The 24,168-nt window shown below is 45.7% G+C and carries 28 protein-coding genes; 12 read left to right on the top strand and 16 right to left on the bottom strand.

Going from position 1 to position 24,168, the window contains the following annotated elements:
- Positions 1-14 precede the first annotated feature (14 nt).
- Positions 15-716, bottom strand: coding sequence for an acyl carrier protein (locus A3860_RS06735; protein ID WP_081145784.1), 702 nt, complete (start codon positions 714-716; stop codon positions 15-17).
- 267 nt (positions 717-983) lie between these two features.
- Here A3860_RS06735 and A3860_RS06730 point away from each other — a divergent pair, with 267 nt between their 5' ends.
- Positions 984-2,798, top strand: a complete 1,815-nt coding sequence (locus A3860_RS06730; protein ID WP_081145783.1) for a c-type cytochrome — start codon at positions 984-986, stop codon at positions 2,796-2,798.
- A 38-nt stretch (positions 2,799-2,836) separates the two neighbouring features.
- Positions 2,837-3,535, top strand: coding sequence for a carbohydrate-binding family 9-like protein (locus A3860_RS06725; protein ID WP_081145782.1), 699 nt, complete (start codon positions 2,837-2,839; stop codon positions 3,533-3,535).
- Between the two features lie 4 nt (positions 3,536-3,539).
- On the opposite strand, the gene A3860_RS06720 is transcribed toward A3860_RS06725, so the two are convergent.
- The 5 genes from A3860_RS06720 to A3860_RS06700 form a co-directional block, all read right to left on the bottom strand.
- Positions 3,540-3,842 (bottom strand): hypothetical protein, encoded by a 303-nt coding sequence (locus tag A3860_RS06720; protein WP_081145781.1) that lies wholly within the window; start codon positions 3,840-3,842, stop codon positions 3,540-3,542.
- A 120-nt stretch (positions 3,843-3,962) separates the two neighbouring features.
- Positions 3,963-5,072 (bottom strand): pyridoxal phosphate-dependent aminotransferase, encoded by a 1,110-nt coding sequence (locus tag A3860_RS06715; RefSeq protein WP_081145780.1) that lies wholly within the window; start codon positions 5,070-5,072, stop codon positions 3,963-3,965.
- 59 nt (positions 5,073-5,131) lie between these two features.
- Positions 5,132-5,638, bottom strand: a complete 507-nt coding sequence (locus A3860_RS06710; protein WP_081145779.1) for a DinB family protein — start codon at positions 5,636-5,638, stop codon at positions 5,132-5,134.
- Positions 5,639-5,679: 41 nt separating this feature from the next.
- Positions 5,680-6,105, bottom strand: coding sequence for a VOC family protein (locus tag A3860_RS06705; RefSeq protein ID WP_081145778.1), 426 nt, complete (start codon positions 6,103-6,105; stop codon positions 5,680-5,682).
- 109 nt (positions 6,106-6,214) lie between these two features.
- Positions 6,215-6,424 carry a hypothetical protein gene (locus A3860_RS06700; RefSeq protein ID WP_081145777.1) on the bottom strand — a complete coding sequence of 70 codons (210 nt, stop codon included), beginning with the start codon at positions 6,422-6,424 and terminating at the stop codon, positions 6,215-6,217.
- Positions 6,425-6,767: 343 nt separating this feature from the next.
- On the opposite strand from A3860_RS06700, the gene A3860_RS06695 reads away from it, so the two are divergent.
- Positions 6,768-7,754 (top strand): GlxA family transcriptional regulator, encoded by a 987-nt coding sequence (locus A3860_RS06695; RefSeq protein WP_081145776.1) that lies wholly within the window; start codon positions 6,768-6,770, stop codon positions 7,752-7,754.
- 85 nt (positions 7,755-7,839) lie between these two features.
- Here A3860_RS06695 and A3860_RS06690 read toward each other — a convergent pair whose 3' ends face one another.
- The gene (locus A3860_RS06690; RefSeq protein WP_081145775.1) at positions 7,840-8,178 is read right to left on the bottom strand and encodes an ArsR/SmtB family transcription factor; all 339 of its coding nucleotides are present in this window, start codon (positions 8,176-8,178) and stop codon (positions 7,840-7,842) included.
- 324 nt (positions 8,179-8,502) lie between these two features.
- On the opposite strand from A3860_RS06690, the gene A3860_RS06685 reads away from it, so the two are divergent.
- Together A3860_RS06685 and A3860_RS06680 are read left to right on the top strand one after the other, a co-directional pair.
- Positions 8,503-8,871, top strand: coding sequence for an SWIB/MDM2 domain-containing protein (locus A3860_RS06685; protein ID WP_081145774.1), 369 nt, complete (start codon positions 8,503-8,505; stop codon positions 8,869-8,871).
- A 400-nt stretch (positions 8,872-9,271) separates the two neighbouring features.
- Complete coding sequence (locus tag A3860_RS06680) at positions 9,272-10,882, top strand: L,D-transpeptidase family protein (RefSeq protein WP_081145773.1); 1,611 nt, start codon at positions 9,272-9,274, stop codon at positions 10,880-10,882.
- Between the two features lie 37 nt (positions 10,883-10,919).
- Here the strand turns inward: A3860_RS06680 and A3860_RS06675 are convergent, their stop codons facing one another.
- The 4 genes from A3860_RS06675 to A3860_RS06660 all read right to left on the bottom strand — a co-directional run bounded on the left by A3860_RS06675 (position 10,920) and on the right by A3860_RS06660 (position 14,063).
- Positions 10,920-11,396 (bottom strand): SRPBCC family protein, encoded by a 477-nt coding sequence (locus A3860_RS06675; protein WP_081145772.1) that lies wholly within the window; start codon positions 11,394-11,396, stop codon positions 10,920-10,922.
- A gap of 9 nt (positions 11,397-11,405) precedes the next feature.
- Complete coding sequence (locus A3860_RS06670; protein ID WP_081145771.1) at positions 11,406-12,380, bottom strand: ligand-gated ion channel; 975 nt, start codon at positions 12,378-12,380, stop codon at positions 11,406-11,408.
- Between the two features lie 78 nt (positions 12,381-12,458).
- Entirely contained in the window at positions 12,459-13,532 is a 1,074-nt protein-coding gene (locus A3860_RS06665) for a WG repeat-containing protein (protein ID WP_081145770.1), read from the bottom strand.
- Between the two features lie 66 nt (positions 13,533-13,598).
- Positions 13,599-14,063 carry a hypothetical protein gene (locus A3860_RS06660; protein WP_081145928.1) on the bottom strand — a complete coding sequence of 155 codons (465 nt, stop codon included), beginning with the start codon at positions 14,061-14,063 and terminating at the stop codon, positions 13,599-13,601.
- A 150-nt stretch (positions 14,064-14,213) separates the two neighbouring features.
- Here A3860_RS06660 and A3860_RS06655 point away from each other — a divergent pair, with 150 nt between their 5' ends.
- Both A3860_RS06655 and A3860_RS06650 read left to right on the top strand, forming a co-directional pair.
- Positions 14,214-15,227: an alpha/beta hydrolase gene (locus A3860_RS06655; protein ID WP_081145769.1), complete on the top strand. Its 1,014-nt coding sequence runs from the start codon at positions 14,214-14,216 to the stop codon at positions 15,225-15,227.
- 3 nt (positions 15,228-15,230) lie between these two features.
- The gene (locus A3860_RS06650; protein WP_081145768.1) at positions 15,231-16,253 is read left to right on the top strand and encodes a pectinesterase family protein; all 1,023 of its coding nucleotides are present in this window, start codon (positions 15,231-15,233) and stop codon (positions 16,251-16,253) included.
- A gap of 103 nt (positions 16,254-16,356) precedes the next feature.
- Here the strand turns inward: A3860_RS06650 and A3860_RS06645 are convergent, their stop codons facing one another.
- The 4 genes from A3860_RS06645 to tsaA form a co-directional block, all read right to left on the bottom strand.
- A complete protein-coding gene (locus A3860_RS06645; protein WP_081145767.1) occupies positions 16,357-17,115 on the bottom strand; it encodes a LytR/AlgR family response regulator transcription factor in 759 nt (252 codons plus the stop codon).
- A gap of 60 nt (positions 17,116-17,175) precedes the next feature.
- Entirely contained in the window at positions 17,176-18,234 is a 1,059-nt protein-coding gene (locus A3860_RS06640) for a sensor histidine kinase (protein WP_081145766.1), read from the bottom strand.
- 155 nt (positions 18,235-18,389) lie between these two features.
- The gene (locus A3860_RS06635; protein WP_143773976.1) at positions 18,390-19,199 is read right to left on the bottom strand and encodes a Cif family virulence factor; all 810 of its coding nucleotides are present in this window, start codon (positions 19,197-19,199) and stop codon (positions 18,390-18,392) included.
- A 105-nt stretch (positions 19,200-19,304) separates the two neighbouring features.
- Positions 19,305-19,727, bottom strand: coding sequence for a tRNA (N6-threonylcarbamoyladenosine(37)-N6)-methyltransferase TrmO (gene tsaA / locus A3860_RS06630; RefSeq protein WP_081145927.1), 423 nt, complete (start codon positions 19,725-19,727; stop codon positions 19,305-19,307).
- A 145-nt stretch (positions 19,728-19,872) separates the two neighbouring features.
- On the opposite strand from tsaA, the gene A3860_RS06625 reads away from it, so the two are divergent.
- The 3 genes from A3860_RS06625 (at position 19,873) to A3860_RS06615 (ending at position 21,573) form a co-directional block, all read left to right on the top strand.
- Positions 19,873-20,346 (top strand): VOC family protein, encoded by a 474-nt coding sequence (locus A3860_RS06625; protein ID WP_081145764.1) that lies wholly within the window; start codon positions 19,873-19,875, stop codon positions 20,344-20,346.
- 274 nt (positions 20,347-20,620) lie between these two features.
- Positions 20,621-20,797: a hypothetical protein gene (locus A3860_RS40960; protein WP_158085155.1), complete on the top strand. Its 177-nt coding sequence runs from the start codon at positions 20,621-20,623 to the stop codon at positions 20,795-20,797.
- Positions 20,798-21,186: 389 nt separating this feature from the next.
- On the top strand, positions 21,187-21,573 hold the full coding sequence (locus A3860_RS06615) for a response regulator (protein WP_081145926.1): 387 nt from the start codon (positions 21,187-21,189) through the stop codon (positions 21,571-21,573).
- Between the two features lie 6 nt (positions 21,574-21,579).
- Here the strand turns inward: A3860_RS06615 and A3860_RS06610 are convergent, their stop codons facing one another.
- Positions 21,580-22,119, bottom strand: coding sequence for a GNAT family N-acetyltransferase (locus A3860_RS06610; RefSeq protein WP_081145762.1), 540 nt, complete (start codon positions 22,117-22,119; stop codon positions 21,580-21,582).
- A gap of 57 nt (positions 22,120-22,176) precedes the next feature.
- Here A3860_RS06610 and A3860_RS06605 point away from each other — a divergent pair, with 57 nt between their 5' ends.
- The gene (locus tag A3860_RS06605) at positions 22,177-22,665 is read left to right on the top strand and encodes an acetyl-CoA carboxylase biotin carboxyl carrier protein subunit (RefSeq protein ID WP_081145761.1); all 489 of its coding nucleotides are present in this window, start codon (positions 22,177-22,179) and stop codon (positions 22,663-22,665) included.
- 25 nt (positions 22,666-22,690) lie between these two features.
- Positions 22,691-24,160: an acetyl-CoA carboxylase biotin carboxylase subunit gene (gene accC / locus A3860_RS06600; protein WP_081145760.1), complete on the top strand. Its 1,470-nt coding sequence runs from the start codon at positions 22,691-22,693 to the stop codon at positions 24,158-24,160.
- Positions 24,161-24,168: the final 8 nt, after the last annotated feature.

Genomic DNA, 24,168 nt, shown 5'->3' with positions numbered 1-24,168 from the left:
ATGCAAAACGCTTCTCAATCAATTCCCAGGTCGTAGGCCAACCTTTTTTCGGGCGATATTTCATGCAGCTCAAGACCAATAGTTTCGGCGATAACATTATTAATGATCAGTTCAACCTCCTTCCTGTTGGTCCCATTCTGCTGAATAAGCGTGGCATAATTGAGCGACAGCACCTGTTGGGTATAAGCTTTTAAGGTGGCGGGGGTAAAAACAGTCCTTACTCCGTCGAGGACATTTGAAAAAAATATGGTTAACACGATGCCCAAACCCGGAAGTAAATACAGCCAACTGGTATAATGAAACATTCTTACCATTACCAACGAACAGGCGAGCGTTCCTGCAATGAGCACAAAACCAGTGATCCGTAAGGTATTTTCCCAAACTGGCGGCAGCACCAGCGGCGGTAACTTCAGCTGCACTTCTTTTTCCAGTTTGCGGTACAGCAAACGCCTGTTCATCAGGGGGAAGATCTCATTCAACGAAGCATTCAGCTCAATGGTATCTTTATGAACTCTGAATTTAGTAATGAGTATATGGCGAAGTTTATAATACAGTTGCTGCGATTTGCACCGCATGCTCTGCCTGCCCTGCACACTGCGCCACACGATGGAATGAATGTCGCCAACAGTGGCTATTTTTTCTGCTTCAAAATTGGAAATGGTGATGCCAAATGCATTTTCTACATTCACCAGAATTTCTACGGAATCGAGCCCCATGAAAAGTTTTGGTTGTTTAAGGTCTTAGGTGCTACCGTTTTTTAAGGGTCGGGGGCATTAAAGATAAAAAAATAACTGTGCTGTAAAGGAGGGGGCTAATTTTTTTTATAAATTTAATTTTCAATCTACACTTAACAACCTGCCTCGTTTTTTAACAGGAATTGCATTCCATTTCTGCCCTCCTGTAGTACGCGAAAACCTGCTGTAATATTTCCTGACAGATTATCTATGATCTGACATGGCAATTTATTCATTAAACTAAAGGTCATGCCCTCATTTTGCAAACGCCCCTGGTTCGCGACCCTATTGATTGGTATATGTATATGCCTGGTTTCCTGTAATCAGCACAAACAACCAGCGCCTTTACCACCGGGCGATCCGGATAATGGCGGCCTGTTCTTACCGGGCAATTTTGAGGCCGTTGTAGTTGCCGACAGCCTTGGCCGGGCCAGGCATCTTACGGTAAATACCAACGGGGATATATATGTTAAATTAACTTACAATGATATTATGCATGGCAGTGGAGGAACCGTAGGGCTCAGGGATGCTGATAACGATGGCAAGGCTGATATCATTACCTATTTTGGCAATTATAAAGATGAAGGCGGCTTACCGGCTGGTATTGCCGTGCATAATGGCTACCTGTATACAGCTACCGTAAAATATATTTTCAGGAATAAACTAAAACCGGGTGAGCTATTGCCCGAACGTGGAACCGATACCATTTTGATCGATGATGATGAAAATTTGAGAAAACACTGGCATACCGCTAAACCATTTGCGTTTGACCGGCATGGTAATATGTACGTGCCCTTTGGTGCGCCTTCCGATGCCGCGCAGGACATTAACGTGGCCGGTCCGGCCGGTATTCCCGGTGGCAAGGGGCTTGATCCCGCACCCGACCTGGAAAGGCATGCGGGCATCTGGCGATTTGATGAAAACAAAAATGGCCAAACACAAAAAGACGGTTATAAATATGCTACCGGTATTCGCAGTGTGCTGGCGATAGACTGGAATACCATGGACGATTGTTTATATGTTGCCATGAACGGGATGGATAATTTTCATACCCGCTATCCGCAAGTATATTCCGCCTGGCAGGCGGCGATGCTTCCCTCAGAACCTTTATTAAAAGTTACCGAGCATGCCAACTTCGGCTGGCCTTATGCTTATTATGACCATCTGCAACGAAAGAATGTTTTACAACCCGGTTATGGTGGCGATGGAAAGGTCATTGGCCGGGCATCCAAATTCAATATACCGGTAATGGGCTTCCCCGGTCATTGGGCGCCAATGGACCTGTTATTTTATACCGGCGATCAATTTCCCGAACGCTATAAGCAGGGCGCATTTGTCGCCTTTCATGGTTCTACAGATCGCTCGCCATACCCACAGGCAGGTTATATAGTATGCTTTGTTCCTTTTTCAAAAGGAAAACCAGCCGGTGACTGGGAGGTGTTTGCCGATGGTTTTACCGGGGTAGATACGGTGTTCAATACCAGCGATGCAAAGTACCGCCCCATGGGACTTGCTATGGGCCCCGATGGATCATTATATATTTCAGAATCGAACAAGGGAAGAATATGGCGGGTCATGTACAAAGGCGATAAAAATACGTTCAGGCCGGCACAGCTGACTGCCATGGAAAGCCGCAAATCGCGCACTTATATTAAAACACCCGATGAAGTGAAAGATAACCTGGGCCTGGGCGGCGTAATGAACGGACTCATTCTTTATAACAGTTATTGCGCCGGCTGCCACCAGCGCGATGGCAAAGGCGATAATAACCGCTATCCGCCTTTAGCCGCTTCCGACTGGATCGTTGGTAACAGGGAACGGCTGATAAGGGTAATGCTGCAGGGTTTGCAGGGAGAAATAAAAGTGAACGGCAAAACCTTCAATGGCGTAATGCCCGCCCATGGCAGTTTCCTCGATGACCACGCCATTGCCTCCATTGCTACCTATATCAATAAGGCATTCAATAAAGAAAACAGCCTGGTTTCTTCGGCCGAAGTAACCAAACTCAGGAATGCACCAACGGGCAATGCGGGCTCCATGGTGAGAACAAAACCCGTGAATTAAGTGAACAGGAAGATCAAACTTTATCTATCTTACTTATTATGAAGCTGTCCGTTTTTCTGATAACCCTCTTTTTTCTTTTGAAAATAGCGCCTGTACCGGCACAAACTTATATGGTAAAAAAAATACCGGGCAAGGTGATGCAGATTACCGGCAGGGGCGATAACCCAGCCTGGAAGAAGGCTGTTAACCTTACTGATTTTTCTTATCCCTGGGAAAAAGAAAAAGCGCCGGCCACTTCTTTCTCGGCATTGTGGGATGGGGACTGGCTGTATTGTTTATACCAGGCAAAAGACGATTCGGTGATCACAGTAATAAACAAAAACGATAAGCTGGAAATAGGCGCCTGTGACCGGGTTGAAATATTTATGATGCGCGATTCAACCATGCTGCCTTATTATTATTGTCTTGAAATGGATGCCACTGCCCGGGTGCTCGATTACCGGGCATCGTTTTACCGTAAAATGGATTATAGCTGGAAATGGCCCGGCGATCAGTTTATCATAAAAACAGCTGCTGTACCCGGTGGTTATATCGTTGAAATCGCCATCAGCATACAATCACTTACTGAATTGGGTCTTTTACAAAACAAACAGCTACTGGCTGGCTTATTCAGGGCCGAACGGAAGAGTATGAAAGAAGGAACGGCCGGTTTACACTGGATCAGCTGGGTGAAGCCCAATTCGGCAAAACCCGATTTCCATATTCCATCTGCATTTGGGATTTTGGCGCTGGAATAAGCGGTCAAATAAGTGTGTGTATTATTGTACCACTGCTGTTTACATGGCGGGCGTATTCGATCTTGTCGGTATAACCTATATATACTTTTGTGCCATCCTTCAGGTCATAGTAATAAATATGGATACCGCTGCCCAGATCTCCATCTGGTTGACCAAATGTATTTACAATATCTGTGTAGGTCATGCTCGCCTTCAGATTTGTCATAAAGTATCCAATGGTGTCCGGGTCCGAATTGTTATCGGTACCTTTTGAACAGCCCATCAGCACCGTTCCGGTAAACAGTATGGCAAAAAGGAATTTACTCATAAAGCGTTTATTGAAAGGAGAAAAGTAGCCATCCAAATTTACTAAAATAAAAGAACCGGCGCAATGGCTGCATTGCAATGTGGGACCACTCTTTATATTATAAATTATCGGCATACCGCCCTATACCTTACTTGCAGCAATAGCCTCGCTAATATGCCTCAGCCCCTGTTCAAAAGCAGCTTTATTTGGCCAGCCAAAACCAATACGCATATACGCATCGGGCATGGCAAACCAATGGCCGGGGCCAACCATGGTCTTGTATTCCTGCAAAAGGATGTTGTAAAAACGGGCAGCATCAATTGTTGCGGGCTGTTTAAACCTTGGAAAACATACAACCCCGCCTTGCGGCAATACATATTCAAGGTTGGTTTCCTGTTGCAACCAGGTTTTCAGTAACTGGAAATTCTCCAGGGCTTTTTGATTGATCGCCTGTGCAAAGCTTTCTTTCTGCCGGTAAAATTGCAGGGCCACTTCTTCGTCGAGCGCCGAATTGCTGATGTACATCATTTCCTTGGCAGCCAGCAATTGCTCCATGAGGTTGGTATCCTGCGTTATGAGCCAGCCCATTCGTAAGCCGGGCAGGCCAAATGCTTTTGATAACGACGATACACTGATGACCTTTTTACTGAAAGCGGCTGTTACATTGTATGGTGTTTTAAAACAGGTATCGCGGTAGGTTTCGTCAACCAGCAGGTAAAGATCATTCTTTTCTGCAATGGCTATCAGCGCATCGATCTCTTCCTGGGTTATTACCATACCGGTAGGATTATGCGGCGTGGTTATGCTAATGAGCCGGGTTGCGGGGGTAATCGCCGCTTCAATGGCCTTCGTATTCACGCGCCAGTTTTCCTCAAACTGCAGGTCGATGTAGCTGATTGAACAACCAATGGTAACCGGCACTTCAATATTGGTAGCATAATTGGGCCGAACCACTATTAAATGGTCCCGGCTGGTAAGCAGGGCGGTGTTTATGATGAACAGGGCGCCGGCCGCGCCATTGGTGAGCAATACCTGCTCACTATGCAAACCGCCGGCATCGGCAGCTATTAATTGTCTGAGGGTGGTATTTCCGCGGTGGGGGATGTATTCGAGTTTCAGATCCCCCAGCTGTATATTCAGTTCGTTAAAACGCAGATCGCTCACCGAACTTTCGGCCAGGTTATACAAAATGGTATCATAACCCTTTTCTTCAGGCGATTCCTTTTCTATAGGCATTCGTTTGTACAACATAGGCAGGGAATTTCTTCCCTGCTAAAATACCACAAAGGAATGCGGCAACTATGGTTTTCTTACACGTTAACCAGTTTTTCGCTGATATTTTTAACCTGGTTGGTATGGCGCAGGGTATGAAAAATGATGAACGCGATCAATTCCAGCCGGGTGGGTTCACCAAAAATGGGCAGGTGGCAGGTTGCGGTAAGGTCCAGTGTTTTTATGGCTTTACCTATTTGTTCGCGGCCAGCCTTGAAAAAGCTGATCAGGTCATCCTTATCGTGCGTGCCGGCATCGGGAATTATAAATTCGGGCGATGGCAATTTGGTGCTGAAATCAAGGAATATTGCCCGCAGGTTATTGACCATATCATCGGCCGGTCTGCTGGTTGGCTGAACCGGACCGTTGAGTGCCTGTATCATGGCATTGTCGCTCTTGCAAAGATGTTCCGTAACCTGGGCAGCTGTCCAGCTGCCCGGGAACGGAACGGTATTTATTTCATCCTGGCTTAAAGCCGCTACTAAGTCGAGGTAACCATTGGTAGCCGCTTCAAATTCCTGATATAATTCATTGGGTGTTTTCATGTTCCAGGTGTTACCGTTTATTTGTGTGAATAGCGATCGGTTTATCTCGGATTTTGATCAAAGTTGATCATCCAGTGAATGCCAAATTTATCAACGAACATTCCAAAATAGGCGCCCCAGAAAGCATCTGACATGGGCATTACCACATTTCCGCCGGCCGATAAGCCGTTGAATAATTTATCAGCTTCTTCCTTACTGGCAGGGCTAAGGCTGATCTGTACATTGGTACCTGTTACCACTTTGCCCATTTGTTCGGGCACATCGCTGCCCATTAACGTGTTACCGCCGCCAATAGGCAGGGCAATATGCATGATCTTGTTATCCTCATGATCGGGCCCTTTGAACTCTTTGGGAATATCCTTAAACTTCATTACCATGGCAAATTCACCGCCAAATACCGACTTGTAAAAATTGAATGCTTCTTCGGTTTGACCGTTGAAATTCAAATAAGGATTCATTGCAGGCATGTTCATTAATTTTAATTGTTTAAGAATAATTTGTTGATAGCGATTTGCGGAAATAAGCTATTTCATTTCCCGTGCAAAACAATTGCCAGGGCCTGGAATTCATTATTACTTAATCTAACACGGTGCACAAAAAGCCCTTTTCCATGACCAGCATCATTACTTTTTCAATCCGCAGGTTGCTGCCTTCTACCCGCAACACTTTATCACAATCATCCAGGTCAAAATTTATTTTGGTGCCGGGAAAGTGGCGCCTTAATAAAACGACCAGCTTTTGTGCCTCTGAAAACTCCTGCACATTTGTTTTGAAAACCTCAACCATAGTGCTTTAGTTTATAGTTTAACCGGTTGCCATTCGTAACCACTAACAGCCTGCTTCAATCGTATTTCAAAAGTACAGGGATGCCCTCACTTGAAAAGGGTGTAAATGCGACCAATTAAGGGGCCGATTGCGACCATCACTTCATTCCATAATTACGCTGCCGGTCAATTTGCTGCTTTATGCGGCATCTTTATTGCGGCAATGTTGTTTATCTTTATCGAGTGGGGAAGCTAGTATAAAACCGGGTGATACTATCCTGCAATTTTCATCCTTTATCGGGGTATTCTCCCTCTTAGTCGGTGGCAGCCGGCAGCAGGTCAAAAAATAGGCATAATTTACAAAAATGAAACACGTTTCGATACTTATTCCGCAAGGTCATACCAGCCTGGTGAATATAGAAGGAACGCACCAGATACTTTCCGAAGTGAACAACCTGCGGATGGGCATGGGCAAGGCCCCTCTATTTGACATTCAGCTGGTTGGCTTATCGAAGGAAACTACCCAGCGTGACGGGCTTTTCACCATTAAACCCGATTGTTTACTGAAGGAGGTTGTTAAAACCGATCTTATCATTATTCCTGCCATTCACGGCCAGTTCCCCAAAGTAGTGGAGGCTAACCGGGTCTTTATTCCATGGATCGTTGAGCAATTTAATAACGGCGCCGAGGTGGCCAGTCTTTGCATCGGGTCTTTCTTTCTGGCTGCAACCGGATTGTTAAAAGGGAAACAATGCGCCACGCATTGGCGTTTCGCCAATGAATTCAGGGCCCTGTATCCCGATGTGTTGCTGGTTGATGATAAAATAATAACCGATGATGAGGGCATTTATACAAGCGGCGGGGCTTATTCATACCTGAACCTGCTGGTGTATATGATCGAAAAAATGGCGGGGCGCGAAGTGGCTATCCTTATTGCCAAGGCATTCAGTATAGATTTTGACCGTACTGTACAGTCGCCGTTTATCATTTTCCAGGGACAAAAAGCCCATGAAGATGAAACTGTAAAGAAAGCCCAGGAGTATATTGAAAAGAATTTCGAAGAGAAAATAACGGTCGATCACCTGGCCGATACTTTTGCTGTAGGCCGCCGCAGCCTTGAACGCCGGTTCAAAAAAGCCACCTGCAATACGGTGTCGGAATACATTCAACGGGTTAAAATAGAAGCAGCCAAAAAAGACCTTGAGTCGGGCAGGAAGAATGTGCTCGAGGTTATGTATGATGTGGGCTATAGCGATGTAAAAGCCTTCCGGTCGATCTTTAAAAAGATCACCGGGCTTTCTCCCATTGAATATCGTAACAAGTACAACAAGGAGCTGGTGGTGCTGGATTAAAGTGAGTTTGCTCCCCATTCACCTCTACAGTGACCATTGCCAAATGCGTTAACCCAACACAGCAAATGTTATTCCCCAATAGCGCTCACTTCCTTTTACCCGGTCTTTTCTTTGGGGCATCCCCCTCACCGAGGTAATTTCCGAGGCTGTCGAAGCGTTCGGTCCAGATCTTTCGGTATTGTTCTACCCAGTCAGAAACCTCGTTCAGCCTATCGAGGCGGGCCTCACAATAGCGCTCCCGGCCAAATTGTGTAATTACCACCAACCCGCATTCAGTAAGCATTTTAATGTGTTTGTAGATGGCCGTACGGCTTACTTCGAAGTTCTCGGCCACGGCATTTACATTCAATGGATGGTGGGCTATCATGTTGATAATCTCCCGCCTTGTTGGGTCGGCTATCGCCTGAAATACGTCTCTGCGCATAGTTTTAAATAGGAAACCTTTAGGTTGCAAATATAATGCAACCCAAAGGTTGCACAAAAATTTTATCACAAATAGCTGGGGAAAATGGGGGTAATCATAAAAAAAGCGTCTTATGTTTGCAGCGGCTTAGTTAATTTCACTTAGGAAAATGGGCCAGTACAGGCGAGGAACGGAAAGATTTTAACAGCTGATATTTCGTTAATTCGTATTGTTATTTATAAATTTGATATATTCACAAATAAGTTTGGTGCCATTGGATACTTCAGGCACCCAATAAAATCAAACAAAACGCTTCATTATTCACTTTTTAAATTTTAAAACACTATGGCAAAAACAGCTAAGAAAGCTGCTAAGAAAGCAGTAAAAAAAGCAGCAAAGAAAGCCGCTCCTAAAAAAGCAGCAAAGAAAGTAGCTAAGAAAGCTGCTCCTAAAAAGAAATCTGCAAGAAAACCAAATGCAGCCTTCATGGCGCCGCTGACAGCCAGCCCTGCTTTAGCTGAAGTTATTGGCAGCAAACCTTTACCAAGAACAGAGATCGTTAAGAAGATCTGGGATTATATCAGAAAGAACAACCTGCAGGACAAAAAGAACAGAAGAATGATCAATGCCGACAGCAAACTGAAACCATTGTTCGGAAAAGATCAGATCTCCATGTTTGAACTGGCTAAAGTGGTTAACAAACACGTGAAGTAGTTCGTATATGCGAATTGAAGGAATTAAAGCTTTTGCAGAAGTTCAGATGGGTTTCAAAATCTGTAAAAGCCCGGGTTAGTAAGTACCTTCTTTTTCACATTTTTGTTCCTTCATTTCTAAAGTGGATATGGCCCTTCAGGCATCAACAGGGCCCGCAGACTTATACTTCAACCGAAATCATTAAGAATCCTGGTTACATAGGAACATACGATTGCTTTCTCCAGGTTTAACTGTCCGGGTCATTGCAACGTATGAAAATCACCTTCCATATACGTTTATAACGTACTATTGCGGGGTTTACGGGTATAACTGGCAGTTAACTTAAACTACGAGAGAGAATACACCAGTCATATTCATGAACCCCATTTTTATTGTAGCTACCCCATTCGAGTAACCTTTTATGCAAAAAACTATTTGTTTCATTGTCCTGGTAGGTATCTGGGGTTGCAGGGAATCAAATAACCGGTCAACTATCAACCGCAAAAAAGACTCCATCAGTAAAGTAGTGAGCGATGCGGCCCGCGACATTGCCGGTAATTTCAGCGACCAGAATACCCTGCATTTTTCTCCCGGTCAGCTCAGTGCATTCTTTACCAGGTACGATTCCCTTCGCCTTTTCCAAAACGACCTGAACAAATTTTACACAACCCGTAATTACGCTTTTGCCTGGTATAACGATACCGGCGCACTTACCGAACAGGCCAGCCACCTGTATATGCGGCTAGAGAACCTGCCCGAAGAAGGACTGAATGTGGTGCTGCCCTATAAGCGAACACTCGACAGCCTCATCAATATCAATAATGGCCAGGCCATTGAGCAAAAAAGCGAGACCGAGCTGCTGCTAACGTCCCTGTACTTCTTCTTTGCGCAAAAGGTTTGGGGCGGCCTTGAAGAAAACGCCACCCAGCAAATTGACTGGCTGATGCCGCGCAAAAAGCTTTCTTACAGCGCCCTGCTCGATTCTATGTTGAAACCGGGCAACAACACCTCCACGGTAAAAGAACCGGTTTACCGGCAATACAATCTGCTGAAGGAGTATTTGAAAAAATACAAGGCATTGCCCCCTGATAATATTACCATCAACCTTCCCGGCAATAAAGCTGTTCGTCCCGGCGATACTTCGCCCATGATCGGCCAGCTGCGCAAAAAGCTGTTCCTCCTGGGCGATCTTCCCAGTGCGCAGGACACGGCATCCACTACATACGATTCTACCTTATTGACCGCCGTTAAACGATTTCAGCGAAGACATGGCATGACCCCTGATGGCATTGCCGGTGGCGCCATGGTGCGGGAACTGAACATACCCTTGCAGCAACGAATTGAAAAAATTATGGTGAATATGGAGCGGAACCGCTGGCTACCCACCGACGTACGCGGCAGATACCTGGCGGTGAATATTCCCGAGTTTGTGCTGCACGCTTATAACGACGATTCGCTTTTATGGAATATGAATGTGGTGGTAGGTAAAGACGTGAACAAAACGGTGATCTTCGCCGGCACCATCAGCCAGATCGTGTTCAGTCCATACTGGAACGTACCCGCCAGCATCCTGAAAAAAGAGATCCTGCCCGGTATTCAAAAGAACCCGAATTACCTGGAATCGCATCATATGGAAAAGTTTGGCACCGGGGTACGTCAGAAACCCGGCCCCTGGAATTCCCTGGGCGCTGTGAAATTCTTATTTCCCAACAGCCATAGCATTTATTTGCACGATACGCCTTCCAAAAGCCTTTTCCAGGAAAGCAAAAGGGCGTTCAGCCATGGCTGTATACGGGTTGCCGAACCAAAGAACCTGGCCATGTACATGCTGCGCGAAGACCCTACCTGGACGGAAGCGCGCATCACCAATGCCATGAAAAGTGAAAAGGAACAATACGTTGCCATTAAAAATCCCATGCCGGTTTACATCACTTATTTTACTGCCTGGGTTGACCGGCAGGGTGACCTCAATTTCAGAGAAGATATTTATAAAAGAGACGCGCAGCTGGCAAACCTGCTCATGAAGCATTAGAAGGCCAGGAGGCGCATAAAAAAGGGCGGACGGCAATTTATGCGGTTCGCCCTTTTTCATTAAAGATCCGTTCTATAGCGGCTTTACGATAGCGGAACAGGGCCTCGATCTTTTTACGCACCAGCAAAGCATGGGTGAAGTTTCCCAAAACACCCATTGGTAATTCATACTTCACCACATCCTGCATCAGCACCCCATTCTCCTGTTGGGTAAATGTGTGGGTATGTTCCCAGCAGCGGTATGGCCCTTTTAGCTGTACATCGGTAAAGGCAAAAGGCTTTTGTGCATTCCTGATCTCTGTTTTCCAATTCATGGGAATGCCCCATAAGGGCTTCACCTTATAATCGATAAGCAGGCCATTGTAAATTTCACCGGCATCCAGGGCGGTCAGGGTTTTAAAATCCATTTCCGGCGGGGTTATCAACGCCAGGTTACCGGGAGTTGAAAAGAATGACCAGGCCGTTTGCAGATCAACCGGCAGTAACTGTTCTGTTTTAAAATAGAAAACACCCATTGCTATTAATTAAGAACTGGCGTTATTAATATAATAAATATTCAATGCCACATAGATCAGCAACAATACCTGGGCCATGATCATATCAAACCGGTTGGCTTCTTTTACCTTGCCTTTTTTAACAAGCTGCAATGACCAGGCAGTTGAGGAGATCACTGAAAAAATGAAGAACAGGGTAAGCCCGTGCAGGGTATCAACCAGCGTAAAGGAATTGGATTCGGGCAGCGAGGAATCGATGATATACTTATTACCGATCACCGCAAAAAGCGAACCTACACTAAGACCAAAACGCGAATCCATCCCATCGGAATGAATATAAAAACATACATAGGCGATGAGGAAGGCAATATACATGCCGAGGAACAGCTTCCAGAACATATCCATAGCATCGCGGTGTACGCTCAGCCGCACTTTGAAATTGCCATATTCAGTATGAGGTTTTTGAAATCTTTCATCGCCAAAAGCCGTTTCATACTTTTTGATGCCGGTGGCAATAATGCAGCTGTCGATCGCCCAGCCGCTCATGGCAAACTTTTTATCATAATGGTCGCCCACTGTGTCGGCTACAAAGACCAGGTACCGGCTATCGAATTGTGAGTTTTCAATGGAGAACCGCAGCTTTTGAACATCGAAAGGGAAGTTGCCGATCTTCCAGTTGTCTTTCATTACACACTGCAATTTCATTTGCATATATATTTTGTCGCCTGAACTATCAACGGTCACAAATGATTTGGTGACTTCTTTGGCGCCCGGTACTTCGAGGTTATCATAGAAGTTGAAATCCCGGTTGCGGTATTTCAGCCACAGCCATAAATTAACGGTGTATTCTTTTTGCTTGAAGTCGATATCGTGAATACTGGTGATATAAATGCCCGCCTTAACGGTATCGGGTTTTATATCGGGTGCATCTTTGGCCGAAGCGCATAAAGATGCAAAGCACAGGCTAACCAATAACAGGGAGTATGAGAACAAACGGTCTTTCATCAGAACATTTTTTCCTGGCCGAAGGTAAAAAATCAATCAGGAATATGCAAGGCACGCCCCGCATCTGTTCAACAACCACTATGTAGCAACGCTTTCTTTCAGGTAGTTGATGACCGTTCCCAAATCACTTTCTACGTATTTGTGGTTGTATTTTTCAATCCCGTGCCCATAAAAGCCAAGCGCGATAGGAATAACAGCTGATACAGGGGCGCCTTTGTCAACAAAATCGCCCATAGTTGAGATGTGTACATTCGATACCCACATAAAAGCACTGAATTGTGTCCATTTTTGCTCATACACCGTTCCGCAATGCGCACACCTGAACCGGTCGGTTTCCAGTTGCTGCAGCTTTTGCCTGAATGCTGCAAACAATAATTCCTGGTCAACAAAACCCACCGGGTTACTCCATTGAACGAGGTCCCTGAACCGTTCGTACCCGCAGGGGCAACCAGATTGATACATTTCTTCCACCAACTGTTCGCAAGCCACGGCGAATTCTTTTTTCAGGCGGTTGAATGCATTCAGGTGATCGAGGTTATTATTCCATACCACTCCGCCACCAATGGTGAGTTCACCTTCTCTATATTCTTCCCCTTCCAGCACCTGAACGGTTACGGTATTCCGGAATACCGGGCCTATGAAAACGTATTGCTGCGGAACAACGATGATTCCGGACTTATCGATCAAACCCCAGGTTTTGAGATCGCCGAATTTGGCATAGCCCCTTTCAAAATTGGTGAGAACCGGAAACCAGTAATCGATGACCAGATTGCCCTGTTCGTCGATTGCGCCATGCAGGTCGTTTTCATTTCGAACGATCGCCCGGCCATTGGCAAATTCCTCTGTGTAGTGAAACTGCAGCGGAATTACTTCCTCGCCGGCTTTATTGATGAAACCCCATTTTTCATGGGCCATTACCCGCGCCAGTCCTTCGGTAAACGCACCGTACGATTCGTATTTATTACTAAATGGCAGTACAATATTCCCCGCTTCATCGAAATAAGCAGTATACCCGCTTTCAGTAACCGTAAACAACCCGTCGGAAGGATGGGCAACAAAATCATAAACGGCGGGAATAATGATATGTCCGTCAACGGTTTTGACACCCATTTTATGGCCTTCGTAAAATTGAAGATATTCGGCTGGATCCATAAGTTTTCTGTTCTGGAGTCTGATACCAGTTTCCTGCCACAAGTTACAGGTTTCACTTTTCACCCCTTAAAACCACCTGAAAAAAGGCCGGCGGGTAAATGGCGAAAATGGCCAGGGTATAGATGTTAATATAACAACGAGGGCAATGGTGAACCAGATGGCCATTGTTTTAAATTTCTGTTGGCTCGCAGCCTGTTTTTTGGTTTTTACAGCGCCGATGGTGATCAGTACAATAGCGATCACCATCATGGTAACATGCTCCATACCAAAAAACCTGGTGGCTCGCTCGTGCACCGCCTTTTTGAAATAATTCAGAAAATACCGGATTACCGGACTGAGACAATACAGGCTGATGCCCAAAATAAGTTGAATATGCGCAATGGTAACCGTGGCAATCCGCAGGGAATTATCGGGTTTCGAAAAGGGTTTATTTCCCAGCCAGCCCTGATATGCCCTGAAAACAGCCATAAGCAAACTTATTAATACCAGCCAGCGGAACAGGGAGTGGAGCGTTAATAATATTGAAAACATGGATACTTCTTTTTTACAACAGGACCGGAGTAATAAAAGGTTAAAAATAAGCAATACCATTTTTTTAACCATCCCGATCAATTTTTAAACCCGGGGTACACTTTCAAAACAATAAATTTGTACTACTTCGAATCTGTTAAACTGTTACAAATGGCCAGGAATTGCATTGCCGGTAAATGGACCTCAATTTGCACAGGCGTGCTATCACTTTTTATTTCATTTGCTGCCTATACCCAGGCGAAGCATGTAGATGGCTTTTCGGCCTACCCCGACACGTCGTACACTACCTGGAGCGCCTTTGTGAGTACCCGCAAAACGCACCCGGAAATTCAAATAATTCCAGAGCTCAATTCAAAAAAGATAGTCAAAAAATGGTTTGAATATGGCGAATTACTGGGGGGAAAAATTGTGCTGAGTATGGAGGCCTTCTACCCGGCTCAGCAGTCATCGCAAAAACGTGCAGCGATCGTGATCATCCATGGCGGCGGCTGGCGTTCGGGCAACCCTTTTCAACATAATCCGCTTGCCCAACACCTGGCAGCCCGCGGCTATATTTGTTTTACGCCCGAATACAGTTTATCGACCCATTATCAATACCCGCAAGCTATATACGATTTGAAAAAGGCCCTGCGCTGGGTGGTGCAACACGCGGGTAAATACAATATTGATACTGCTAAAATTGCCGTGTTGGGTTTTTCAGCCGGCGGTGAGCTGGCAGCATTTCTGGGTACTACAGTGGGTGATCCAAAGTTTGAAGGTTACTTAAGACGTAAAGAAAAACCGGCGCCCGTTCATGCTGTAGTTGATATTGATGGAACACTTTCTTTTACCCACCCCGAAAGCGGGGAGGGCGACGACAGCAAAAAGATCTCTGCGGCTACCTATTGGCTGGGGTATTCGAAAAAGGATAGCCTGGCGTTGTGGGAAGAAGCTTCCCCGCTTACCCACGTTGGCCCGCATACGCCGCCTACCCTGTTCATCAACAGCAGCGTTGCCCGCATGCATGCCGGCCGCGAAGATTTTATCAGGGTGCTGAACCAGTACAAGATCTATTCGGAAATAAAGACCTTTGAAAACGCACCGCATTCTTTTTGCCTGTTCGATCCCTGGTTTCAGCCAACCGTAACCTATATTGACGATTTCCTAAAAAGAGTATTTAAATAATTTATGAAACAGCCTGCACTTTTCATTGCCATCGTCTTAGCCAGCATTACCTTTTCCTATGCCCAAACGGCCAATCCGCAACAGTATAAATATGTTTTCACGGTTGCCAAAGATGGTTCGGGCGATTATAAATACATTCAGGACGCCATCGATGCCATGCGGGTATACCCACTGGCGCCCATCACCCTGTACATAAAGAATGGCGTATACAATGAGAAAATTGACCTGCCTGCTACCAATACTGATGTGACCTTTATTGGAGAAAGCGCTGAAAAAACCATTATCGTATTCAACGACTATTCAGGCCGCGGCAAACTCAATACCTTTAACTCTTTCACCGCAAAGATCTCGGGCAACCGCTTCAGGGCCGAGAACATTACGTTTTCCAATGCTGCCGGTGCGGTAGGGCAAGCCGTAGCCCTGCATGTGGAAAGCGATCAGGCGATATTTGTAAACTGCCGTTTTCTGGGCAATCAGGATACTATTTTTACCGGTGGCGAAACAGCCCGCCAATTGTTCGTGAACTGCTATATTGAAGGTACAACCGATTTCATCTTTGGCCCGGCCACAGCGGTATTCCAGAACTGCGAAATACACAGCAAAACCAACTCATTCGTAACTGCCGCCAGCACCACGCAAGGCAAAAAATTCGGGTATGTATTTATGGATTGCAGGCTTACGGCCGACAGCGGGGTTAATAAAGTATACCTGGGACGGCCCTGGCGTGCCAATGCAAAAACAGTGTTCATTCGTTGTACTATGGATAAACATATTACGCCCGAAGGTTGGAACAACTGGAGTAACCCCGCCAATGAACAAACCACCTTTTACGCAGAATACAAAAACAGCGGCCCTGGCGCCGATATCACCAACCGGGTTAAATGGGGCCATCAGTTGACTGAGAAAGAAGCAGCGGGTTATTCGCTGACCACCATTTTTAACAATGAAGGATCGGCATTACCGGTGAACCCGAAATGGTACCAGGAACAAACCATGCGGGCTTTTCAGTGGCCTGAGAAGAGGTGAATGGTCAATGGTGAATGGTGAATTGCTCGCGATATTTGAGATTAATAATCGATCTTACGCAGCCTAAAATTCATTGACCATTGACCATTGACCATTGACCATTTCATTTATTCAACCAGTTCTTGAAATCACCCGCCTTGAGACGGCTGATGATGATCTCTTCGAAAGGGTCGGGTTTAATGATGAGCTTCAGCTTACCATCGAACCAGGTGATCACTTCTTTTACAGAAGTATAGTTTACGATGAACTGCCGGTTCACGCGGAAAAAGGTTTCGGGCGATAGCTGTTGTTCCAGCACATCGAGGTTGTTCTCGATAATATAATCGGCGCCATCGAAAGTTTTAATGTAATGCACCCGTTCGCGGGTGTACACATGGGCCACATTTTTGGCTTCAATGGAAAAATAGCGGCTTCCTTTTTTAACCAGGAAACGGGTCTTGTATTCCTTTTCTGCTTTGGGTTGCAGCTGTTCTATGAGGGCAGTGAGATCGACCGGTTTTATGGCGTTGGCCTGGGACTTATACTTATCCAGCGCAAAATATAGTTCTTCCTTTACCAGCGGTTTTAATAAATAGTCTACACTGTTGTATTTAAAGGCCTGAATGGCATATTCATTAAAGGCGGTCACAAAAATAATATGGCTTGTTACCTCCACTTCTTTGAAGATTTCGAAGCTCTTTCCATCGCCCAATTCAATATCAAGCAACACGAGATCGGGCGAGCCGTTCTCATCAAAATATTTTACCGCGCCTTTTACCGTATCGAGCCAGGCTTTTATTTCTATACCGGCATCATATTCCTTTACAAAGCGGGTAAGCCGTTCGGCAGCTAAAGCTTCATCTTCAATAATAACAACAGTCATACAAATTACACTTAATGGCCAAAGATAGCACCTATTCGTTTTTTATTTCATGCCATTCAACTAATCGGGTAACGCCACTGCTTTATACACGCTGGTCTCTATCAATGGCAAAATAATTTTAAACACCTGCCCATCATCGGTAATGCAAAGCTGCTCTTCTTTTTTGAGCAGCTGATACCGCGTGATCAAATTGGTAAGTCCCGTTTTCTCCGACGGCTCGGGTTGTCGTTTGCGCTGAATATTATTGGTGATAATGAGGTTGTGCTGTGCATCGTTCGTTATGGATACATACAGCGGCATTTCGCGCGAGACCACGTTGTGTTTTACCGCATTTTCAACCAGCAATTGCAATACAAAGGGCGGCAGCAGAAAGTCGAATTCCTTTTCATCAATATCGATCGTCATTTGCAGGGAATCGGCAAAACGGGTTTTTAACATCAGTACATAGGAGTTCAAAAAACGCAGTTCATCCCGCAAAAGGGCCAGCTCGGTTTCTTTTTTACTGAGCAGGTAGCGATACACGGCCGACATTTCCATCACAAACTTCTCGGCGCGTTCGGCATCGGTTCCAATCAATGAGGCCAATGTATTGAGGCTGTTAAATAAAAAGTGCGGTTTTACCTGGTCTTTTAAGAACTGGTATTGGCTGTTGACGTTTATGCGTTTGAGGCGTTCCGATTCTGCATATAGTACTTTCCAGTTCTGGATATAATATAGCCCTTCGAACAAACCCACCACAATGGCCGTACCCAGTACATTTAAACCAACCATAAACAGGTAATCTCCAAAAAGAGCGCCCCATTTGATTTTATAGGACGGAAAATAACCAATGAGGATGGTAAAGGCTTCTTCGAGCACAGGGACCAGGATCAAAAACGGGATACCAATCTTTAGCTCGTATAGCACGCGGCGCTTTGCATTCGTTAAGCCGGGATTTTTTTTACGCCCGAAAATAAAGATCAGCCGGGCGCTTTCACTGGTGAGCATGCAATAGAAAGCGCTCATCACCAGCACCAGGATGGCAGTACGCATATCACGAATGAACATGCCCATGAAGAACACGAGCGTAAATACAAAGAGAAAAACGGGCGTATACAACCTGATCTTTTTTTCGTTCATACTATAACTGAATATTGAGTTTGCAAACCGGCTTTCGTTCTGCAAATGTAGGCATACACTTCCACTACGCTCCCTGCGAGCCGTTCAGCGAAATGTTACCATGCATGCCCTTCGATCTTTCAACTGCACTCACATCGCTCCCGGTGCAAGCCTCATTACCGGGGCCATTTCAATACCTGCAACAGCAATTTCCAGCCATCGGGTTGATAGCCCCAAACGCGCAGGTAATTTTCTTTATTGCCGTTGTGGGTCACCAGCCCGTATACATAGAACAGATCACCGGAAGCAGCTATACCACCGCCCATAATGCTGAATTGCAGACCGGCCGGAATTTGCGCCAGCCCCGCTTCTATTTCTTTTACCGAATGCCAGGGTTGCCGGTCCTGCACATTGAACCAGGTATTATTGGTAACATATTGCAGAAATGCACGGTTACCTTTTTGCTTATGCTGATCAATGAAATCAAGTTCTGTTTTTTGCCAGTCGCATTTACCGGTAACAGGGATCAACTTCCCATTAACAGGCTGCTCCCATTGTTGTTGAAACAGGGAAGGTTTATAGGATACCGAAATATCGATCACCACCTTCCATTGGCCCTGTTTGTTTTTTGCCCAAATACTGTTGTAATTACCGCTTTCGCCAATGGGGCCGGCCGGTTGTAACCTTTGTTCAAAAGGACCGGTTGAAAAGCCTATTTCGCCTGAGCTGGCTACGCCTGTATATACCGGTTTCCAGAGCAAAAGGGTGGTTCTTTCGGGCACACTTTTCCAGTATGGCATGGCAGCATAGGAGTCGCCTTTATAGAAAATGAAGCTGCTATCTGCTAAAAAATGAAGGAATGCTTTTTTGGTGCCGCTGTCTGCTGCCATTTGGGCAAATGCCCGTTCGGCCTGCGCTACTTCATCGCGTTGCGCCGCGGCAAGCAGCCAGCAACAAGCCATTGGCAATAGCAAAATTCTTCTCATGTAGTTGGTTTTAACAACCAATGCTACAACAAAATGCAGGTTATTGCCTTTGCTTCTGACCGAAATGTAGAAACAGCGTATTGAAATGCAGATACCGGCAGCGCGTTATGCATCTGCCGAAGCGTCGAGCACCGGTTTAATATCCACTATTGGCGTACCGTCAATGGCTTCGAGCGGCCCAACCTGTAGCCTGTTTTTATCTATTTTCTTTACGGTGACCCTGTGCAAACCTAACGGATTGGGCCGGTCGGGCGAGCGGGTAGCAAAGACCCCGGTGATGGGGTTTTTGAGCTCACCCCGGGGATGTACCTGCAGCACATCGCGTTTTGACTGGTGGAACCAGGTGATAAGAATAATATCATCACCCACCGCCAAACCATGCAGGGCAGCTATATAATCAGCATTGAGCTCAATCCATACATCGGGTGCCCCTTCATACCCCTGCCGGGGCGCATCAGAACGATTGGTAATGGTTGACTGAACAAGGCCTATGGGTTGCAATGAAAAACCGGTTGTTGTTGTTGTCATGATGGTTACCTCCATATCAAAAATAAGGCAATAGCCAGAATGTCGCGATTCCCCCTGTTTTTGTCATTATCTCACCCCATGGACAAAAACCAATACCGGTACTTTTGGGACAACAAACCAATGGTCAAAAACAAAAACACATTATATGCAAAAGATCACGCCATTCTTATGGTTTAACGACAATGCAGAAGAAGCTGCCAACTTCTATACGGCTATCTTTAAAAATTCTAAAATAAAGCATATTGCCCGCTATGGCGAGGCAGGCCCCGGCCCAAAAGGGAGCGTTATGACCGTTAGTTTCGAACTCAACGGCAATCCATTTATAGCCCTGAACGGCGGGCCGCATTTTAAATTCAATGAATCCATTTCATTTGTGATTGACTGTGACAGCCAGGAGGAGATAGACCATTTATGGAATGCGCTGCTGGCTGATGGCGGACAACCCAGTCATTGCGGATGGCTGAAAGACAGGTTCGGTTTATCATGGCAGGTCGTTCCGCCAGTTTTAGGCGAAATGTTAAGCAATCAATCGGGCAAATCGGTTAAGGTTATGGAAGCCATGCTCAGGATGGACAAATTGGATATTGCTACGCTGAAGCAGGCTTACGATGAAGCATAATTACTCTGTAAAGTGTGGTGTGGAAGGAGTTTGAAATGGGGAGCCGGTTCCACAAATTAAAATAGCTTTTCTACAATCAATAATCATCAAATAAATAATAACACTTAGTTTTTCAAATAAACAAACCACTTACGGCCAGAACTATATGAAAAAATAAACGGGGGCATTGATGCCTCCTTTTTTTATAAACACCACCCTTATGCGGTACTTTTTTCATGGGTACAGGATTTGTAATATGTTTATAAATAATTGTGTACCTAGAGAATCTGTGAGCATGAAAGATAGTACGACCGATTATCTCATGCTTCTGCACAAACAATACATGGCAGAAGTTGGAAAGTTCCTGAAGGCATTGAAAGAAAATGCCCCTCGTAATGAACTTGTTATCATAAGGGCAAACGTTAAAAAATTACTGGCCGAGATCAGGCGATACGCGCCCCCCATCCCCTGAAGGTGGGGATAAAATAAAAATGGCTAAACATCATCTTGCTTTATCAATTCACTAAAGACATACTCCCACCCATAAGTAATATTATTTACCGGCTTGCCGGTAAGTATTCATTTACAACTCAAAAGCCAGTTACGTGTAGTAAAAAGGGGCCATGAATTGGTTTTAATTGTATAAATCTATTCCAACCACTTACCCTTTCCTACCATAAACCAGTGTGGCTGGCCCCAAATTTTCAATAATTCCCCTGGTTTATTAATCCTGACCGCTTTATTGGGCCGATGGGTTGTAAATACCGGAAAGTGGATGTTCCGGTGATCATTAAAAATTCTCCCGCCTTGCGGGATGGAATTTCTACCATTATTAACCCATAACTATTAATGAAGGAATCTATGAAAAATCAATCAACTATTGCAGTAGTAGACGATCATGCATTGTTACGTAAAGCAGTAAATTTCCGGTTAACCGGCATGGGGTACAAAGTAATAATTGAAGCCGAAAACGGTAAACAATTCCTCGACAAACTGGAAGATGCACCCTCTCCCGATCTTTGCCTCCTCGATATCAATATGCCAATAATGAACGGTTTTGAAACGGCTGTTCAGCTTAAGAAGAAATGGCCCGCGATCAAGATCCTTTTCTTTTCCATGCAAAACGGAAGCGTATATATGAACCGTGCCCGGGAACTGGGTGCCGATGGATATATTTGCAAGGACGCTTCTTCTGAAGAATTTAATAAAGCACTATACGCCTTACTTCCTCCTGTATACGAAGTATAATTATTTTTACTTCTTCTCAATCAGCCATTCAAAATAAACATGGGGCACTTTTTTATAAGATATGTGCCCCATTTCGGTGAATCCGCATTTTTCGTAGAACCCGCAGGCGCCGGCCACGCCTTCATAGGCATCGAGCCTGATAGAATCGCCAGCCAGTGCAGTGGCCAGGGCTTTTGCTTCTTCTATCAACGCCCGGCCAACACCCATCCGCTGATAACCTGGCCGTATGGCCATATCAACCAGATATATGGGGCGGGGAACCGGGGTAAAATAGGCAGGATCTATGACCCAGGGTCTTGAAGGGGTAAGGCGCACCGTGCCTACTACCTCCACTTCGCTTCGAACAACCAGCACTTTTGCTTTGCTCATGCCATTCAGCACACCTTTTTCAGAAGCTACGGCGCTCCAATGCCCCGTGCCAAATTTAGTCGTGAGGTCGTGGGCGGCTTCGCTGATCACATCGGCAATGGCCCATGCATCACCAGGCGTTGCCAGTGATATGGTAATATTTATATTCACCCAATAAAAATACGCAATCCCCTTCATTACAGTTTCTTGCAACCTGCATTCCTCAATTACTTAAATTACAGTAAAATGCCGCCAATGCCCGCTAACGATACGTTCAAAATAATGGTCAACGGGTTCGAATTTTATTTTTCCCAAACCGACCTGGAAACCCTTGACCTGGTTGCCCTGTCGCCCTCTGAATTCAATGTCATAAAGGACCACCAGAGCGCCAATGCCCGGCTGTTAAGCGCCAACGGACACACCAAAACATTTACCATTGAAACAGGCGGCGAAACCTTTGAGGTGGTCATCAAGGACGCACTTGACCAAAAACTTGAACAAATGGGTTTTGGCACCGCCAGCAGCAAACAGGTAAAAGAAATAAAAGCACCCATGCCCGGGCTGGTCCTTGAAATTGCCGTTACCGACGGACAACCCGTAAAAGAAGGAGACCGGATACTGATACTGGAAGCCATGAAAATGGAGAACAGCATTCTTATACATGCCGATGCTACCATCAAAAAGGTGACCGTGGTAGCCGGACAGGCCGTTGAAAAAGGACAGGTACTTGTAACGCTGGAATAACCATATACCAAAAGAAAGACGAACGATGCAAAAAATATTAGTTGCCAATCGCGGAGAAATAGCCTTACGGATCATGCATACGATACACAGAATGGGCATTCAATCGGTGGCAGTATATTCAGAAGCCGACCGGCAGGCGCCGCACGTATTATTTGCCCATGAAGCCGTTTGCCTGGGGCCGGCGCCAAGCAGCCAGAGCTACCTGAACGGCGATGCCATCATTGCCTTTGCCAAACAATTGGGTGTAGACGGTATACATCCCGGTTATGGTTTTTTGAGCGAAAACGCCGGGTTTGCCAAAAAGGTGGAGAAAGCCGGCATTACGTTCATTGGCCCCGGCGCCGAAGCCATGCGCATCATGGGCAGCAAGCTGGCCGCCAAGGAATGCGTAAAGAAATACAATATTCCCATGGTGCCCGGTATCGATAAAGCCATTGACAATATTGACGTGGCAAAAAAGATAGCGGGTGAAATCGGTTATCCGGTGCTTATAAAAGCATCAGCCGGCGGCGGCGGAAAAGGCATGCGTGTAGCCGCCAGGGAAAGTGAGCTGGGCGAACAAATAGAAAGAGCCACCAGCGAAGCCCTGTCGTCATTTGGTGATGGATCGGTGTTCATTGAAAAATACATCAATTCACCCCGGCATATTGAAATACAGGTACTGGCCGATAATTATGGCAACACCATTCATTTGTTTGAACGCGAATGCAGTATACAACGGCGGCACCAGAAAGTAGTGGAAGAATCTCCTTCAGCCATTTTAACCCCCGACGTACGAAAAAAGATGGGGGAAGCGGCCGTACTGGTTGCCAAATCGTGCAATTACAGAAGCACCGGTACGGTAGAATTCCTGGTCGATGAACAGCTCAATTTTTATTTCCTTGAAATGAACACCCGGTTACAGGTAGAGCACCCCGTTACGGAGATGATCACCGGCATTGACCTGGTTGAAGAACAGATCAGGATTGCCCGGGGCGAAAAGCTGCGGTACCAGCAGGAAGCCATTACCATCAACGGACATGCGCTGGAACTGAGGGTGTACGCAGAAGACCCGTTGAATGATTTTTTGCCCGCCACCGGCACGCTTACGAAATATCAAACGCCAGCCGGCGAAGGCATACGGGTAGATGGCGGGTATACCGAAGGAATGACCATACCGGTATATTATGACCCCATGATCGCCAAACTGATAACGCATGGAAACAACCGAACCGAAGCCATTCAGAAAATGAAAGGGGCCATCGCCGATTATAAGGTAGAAGGCGTACTAACCACCTTACCCTTTGGCCAGTTTGTTATGGACCACGAAGCATTTATAACCGGCCGGTTCGACACGCAATTTGTTCAAAAATATTATTCACCCGAAAAACTGTTAGTCCGGCAAAAAACCAAAGCCGAGCTGGCAGCGCTTGTGGCCTTACGATACTGGTTAGAAAAGCAAAAAGAAGTGCATGCTGTGGAACCGGTTGCAACCAACTGGACAAAAAGATCATAATAAAACGA

Origin of the sequence: Niastella vici (assembly GCF_002077945.1) — a bacterium.
Taxonomy (GTDB): Bacteria; Bacteroidota; Bacteroidia; order Chitinophagales; family Chitinophagaceae; genus Niastella; species Niastella vici.
The sequence above is the reverse complement of the archived record's forward strand: the minus strand, read 5'-3'. Positions and strand labels throughout refer to the sequence as shown.

What these genes read in the sequence shown, in the direction of transcription:
- A3860_RS06605 (WP_081145761.1), top strand. Translation starts at nt 22,177, where the DNA reads ATGCCCGCTAACGATACGTTCAAAATAATGGTCAACGGGTTCGAATTT.
- A3860_RS06695 (WP_081145776.1), top strand. Translation starts at nt 6,768, where the DNA reads ATGAAACACGTTTCGATACTTATTCCGCAAGGTCATACCAGCCTGGTG.
- A3860_RS06725 (WP_081145782.1), top strand. Translation starts at nt 2,837, where the DNA reads ATGAAGCTGTCCGTTTTTCTGATAACCCTCTTTTTTCTTTTGAAAATA.
- A3860_RS06700 (WP_081145777.1), bottom strand. Translation starts at nt 6,424, where the DNA reads ATGGTTGAGGTTTTCAAAACAAATGTGCAGGAGTTTTCAGAGGCACAA.
- A3860_RS06715 (WP_081145780.1), bottom strand. Translation starts at nt 5,072, where the DNA reads ATGTTGTACAAACGAATGCCTATAGAAAAGGAATCGCCTGAAGAAAAG.
- A3860_RS06705 (WP_081145778.1), bottom strand. Translation starts at nt 6,105, where the DNA reads ATGCCTGCAATGAATCCTTATTTGAATTTCAACGGTCAAACCGAAGAA.
- A3860_RS06675 (WP_081145772.1), bottom strand. Translation starts at nt 11,396, where the DNA reads ATGGGTGTTTTCTATTTTAAAACAGAACAGTTACTGCCGGTTGATCTG.
- A3860_RS06645 (WP_081145767.1), bottom strand. Translation starts at nt 17,115, where the DNA reads ATGACTGTTGTTATTATTGAAGATGAAGCTTTAGCTGCCGAACGGCTT.
- A3860_RS06690 (WP_081145775.1), bottom strand. Translation starts at nt 8,178, where the DNA reads ATGCGCAGAGACGTATTTCAGGCGATAGCCGACCCAACAAGGCGGGAG.
- A3860_RS06615 (WP_081145926.1), top strand. Translation starts at nt 21,187, where the DNA reads ATGAAAAATCAATCAACTATTGCAGTAGTAGACGATCATGCATTGTTA.
- A3860_RS40960 (WP_158085155.1), top strand. Translation starts at nt 20,621, where the DNA reads ATGAAAGATAGTACGACCGATTATCTCATGCTTCTGCACAAACAATAC.
- A3860_RS06685 (WP_081145774.1), top strand. Translation starts at nt 8,503, where the DNA reads ATGGCAAAAACAGCTAAGAAAGCTGCTAAGAAAGCAGTAAAAAAAGCA.
- A3860_RS06625 (WP_081145764.1), top strand. Translation starts at nt 19,873, where the DNA reads ATGCAAAAGATCACGCCATTCTTATGGTTTAACGACAATGCAGAAGAA.
- A3860_RS06610 (WP_081145762.1), bottom strand. Translation starts at nt 22,119, where the DNA reads ATGAAGGGGATTGCGTATTTTTATTGGGTGAATATAAATATTACCATA.
- A3860_RS06670 (WP_081145771.1), bottom strand. Translation starts at nt 12,380, where the DNA reads ATGAAAGACCGTTTGTTCTCATACTCCCTGTTATTGGTTAGCCTGTGC.
- tsaA (WP_081145927.1), bottom strand. Translation starts at nt 19,727, where the DNA reads ATGACAACAACAACAACCGGTTTTTCATTGCAACCCATAGGCCTTGTT.
- A3860_RS06735 (WP_081145784.1), bottom strand. Translation starts at nt 716, where the DNA reads ATGGGGCTCGATTCCGTAGAAATTCTGGTGAATGTAGAAAATGCATTT.
- A3860_RS06710 (WP_081145779.1), bottom strand. Translation starts at nt 5,638, where the DNA reads ATGAAAACACCCAATGAATTATATCAGGAATTTGAAGCGGCTACCAAT.
- A3860_RS06720 (WP_081145781.1), bottom strand. Translation starts at nt 3,842, where the DNA reads ATGAGTAAATTCCTTTTTGCCATACTGTTTACCGGAACGGTGCTGATG.
- A3860_RS06650 (WP_081145768.1), top strand. Translation starts at nt 15,231, where the DNA reads ATGAAACAGCCTGCACTTTTCATTGCCATCGTCTTAGCCAGCATTACC.
- A3860_RS06655 (WP_081145769.1), top strand. Translation starts at nt 14,214, where the DNA reads ATGGCCAGGAATTGCATTGCCGGTAAATGGACCTCAATTTGCACAGGC.
- A3860_RS06635 (WP_143773976.1), bottom strand. Translation starts at nt 19,199, where the DNA reads ATGAGAAGAATTTTGCTATTGCCAATGGCTTGTTGCTGGCTGCTTGCC.
- A3860_RS06680 (WP_081145773.1), top strand. Translation starts at nt 9,272, where the DNA reads ATGCAAAAAACTATTTGTTTCATTGTCCTGGTAGGTATCTGGGGTTGC.
- A3860_RS06640 (WP_081145766.1), bottom strand. Translation starts at nt 18,234, where the DNA reads ATGAACGAAAAAAAGATCAGGTTGTATACGCCCGTTTTTCTCTTTGTA.
- A3860_RS06730 (WP_081145783.1), top strand. Translation starts at nt 984, where the DNA reads ATGCCCTCATTTTGCAAACGCCCCTGGTTCGCGACCCTATTGATTGGT.
- A3860_RS06660 (WP_081145928.1), bottom strand. Translation starts at nt 14,063, where the DNA reads ATGTTTTCAATATTATTAACGCTCCACTCCCTGTTCCGCTGGCTGGTA.
- accC (WP_081145760.1), top strand. Translation starts at nt 22,691, where the DNA reads ATGCAAAAAATATTAGTTGCCAATCGCGGAGAAATAGCCTTACGGATC.
- A3860_RS06665 (WP_081145770.1), bottom strand. Translation starts at nt 13,532, where the DNA reads ATGGATCCAGCCGAATATCTTCAATTTTACGAAGGCCATAAAATGGGT.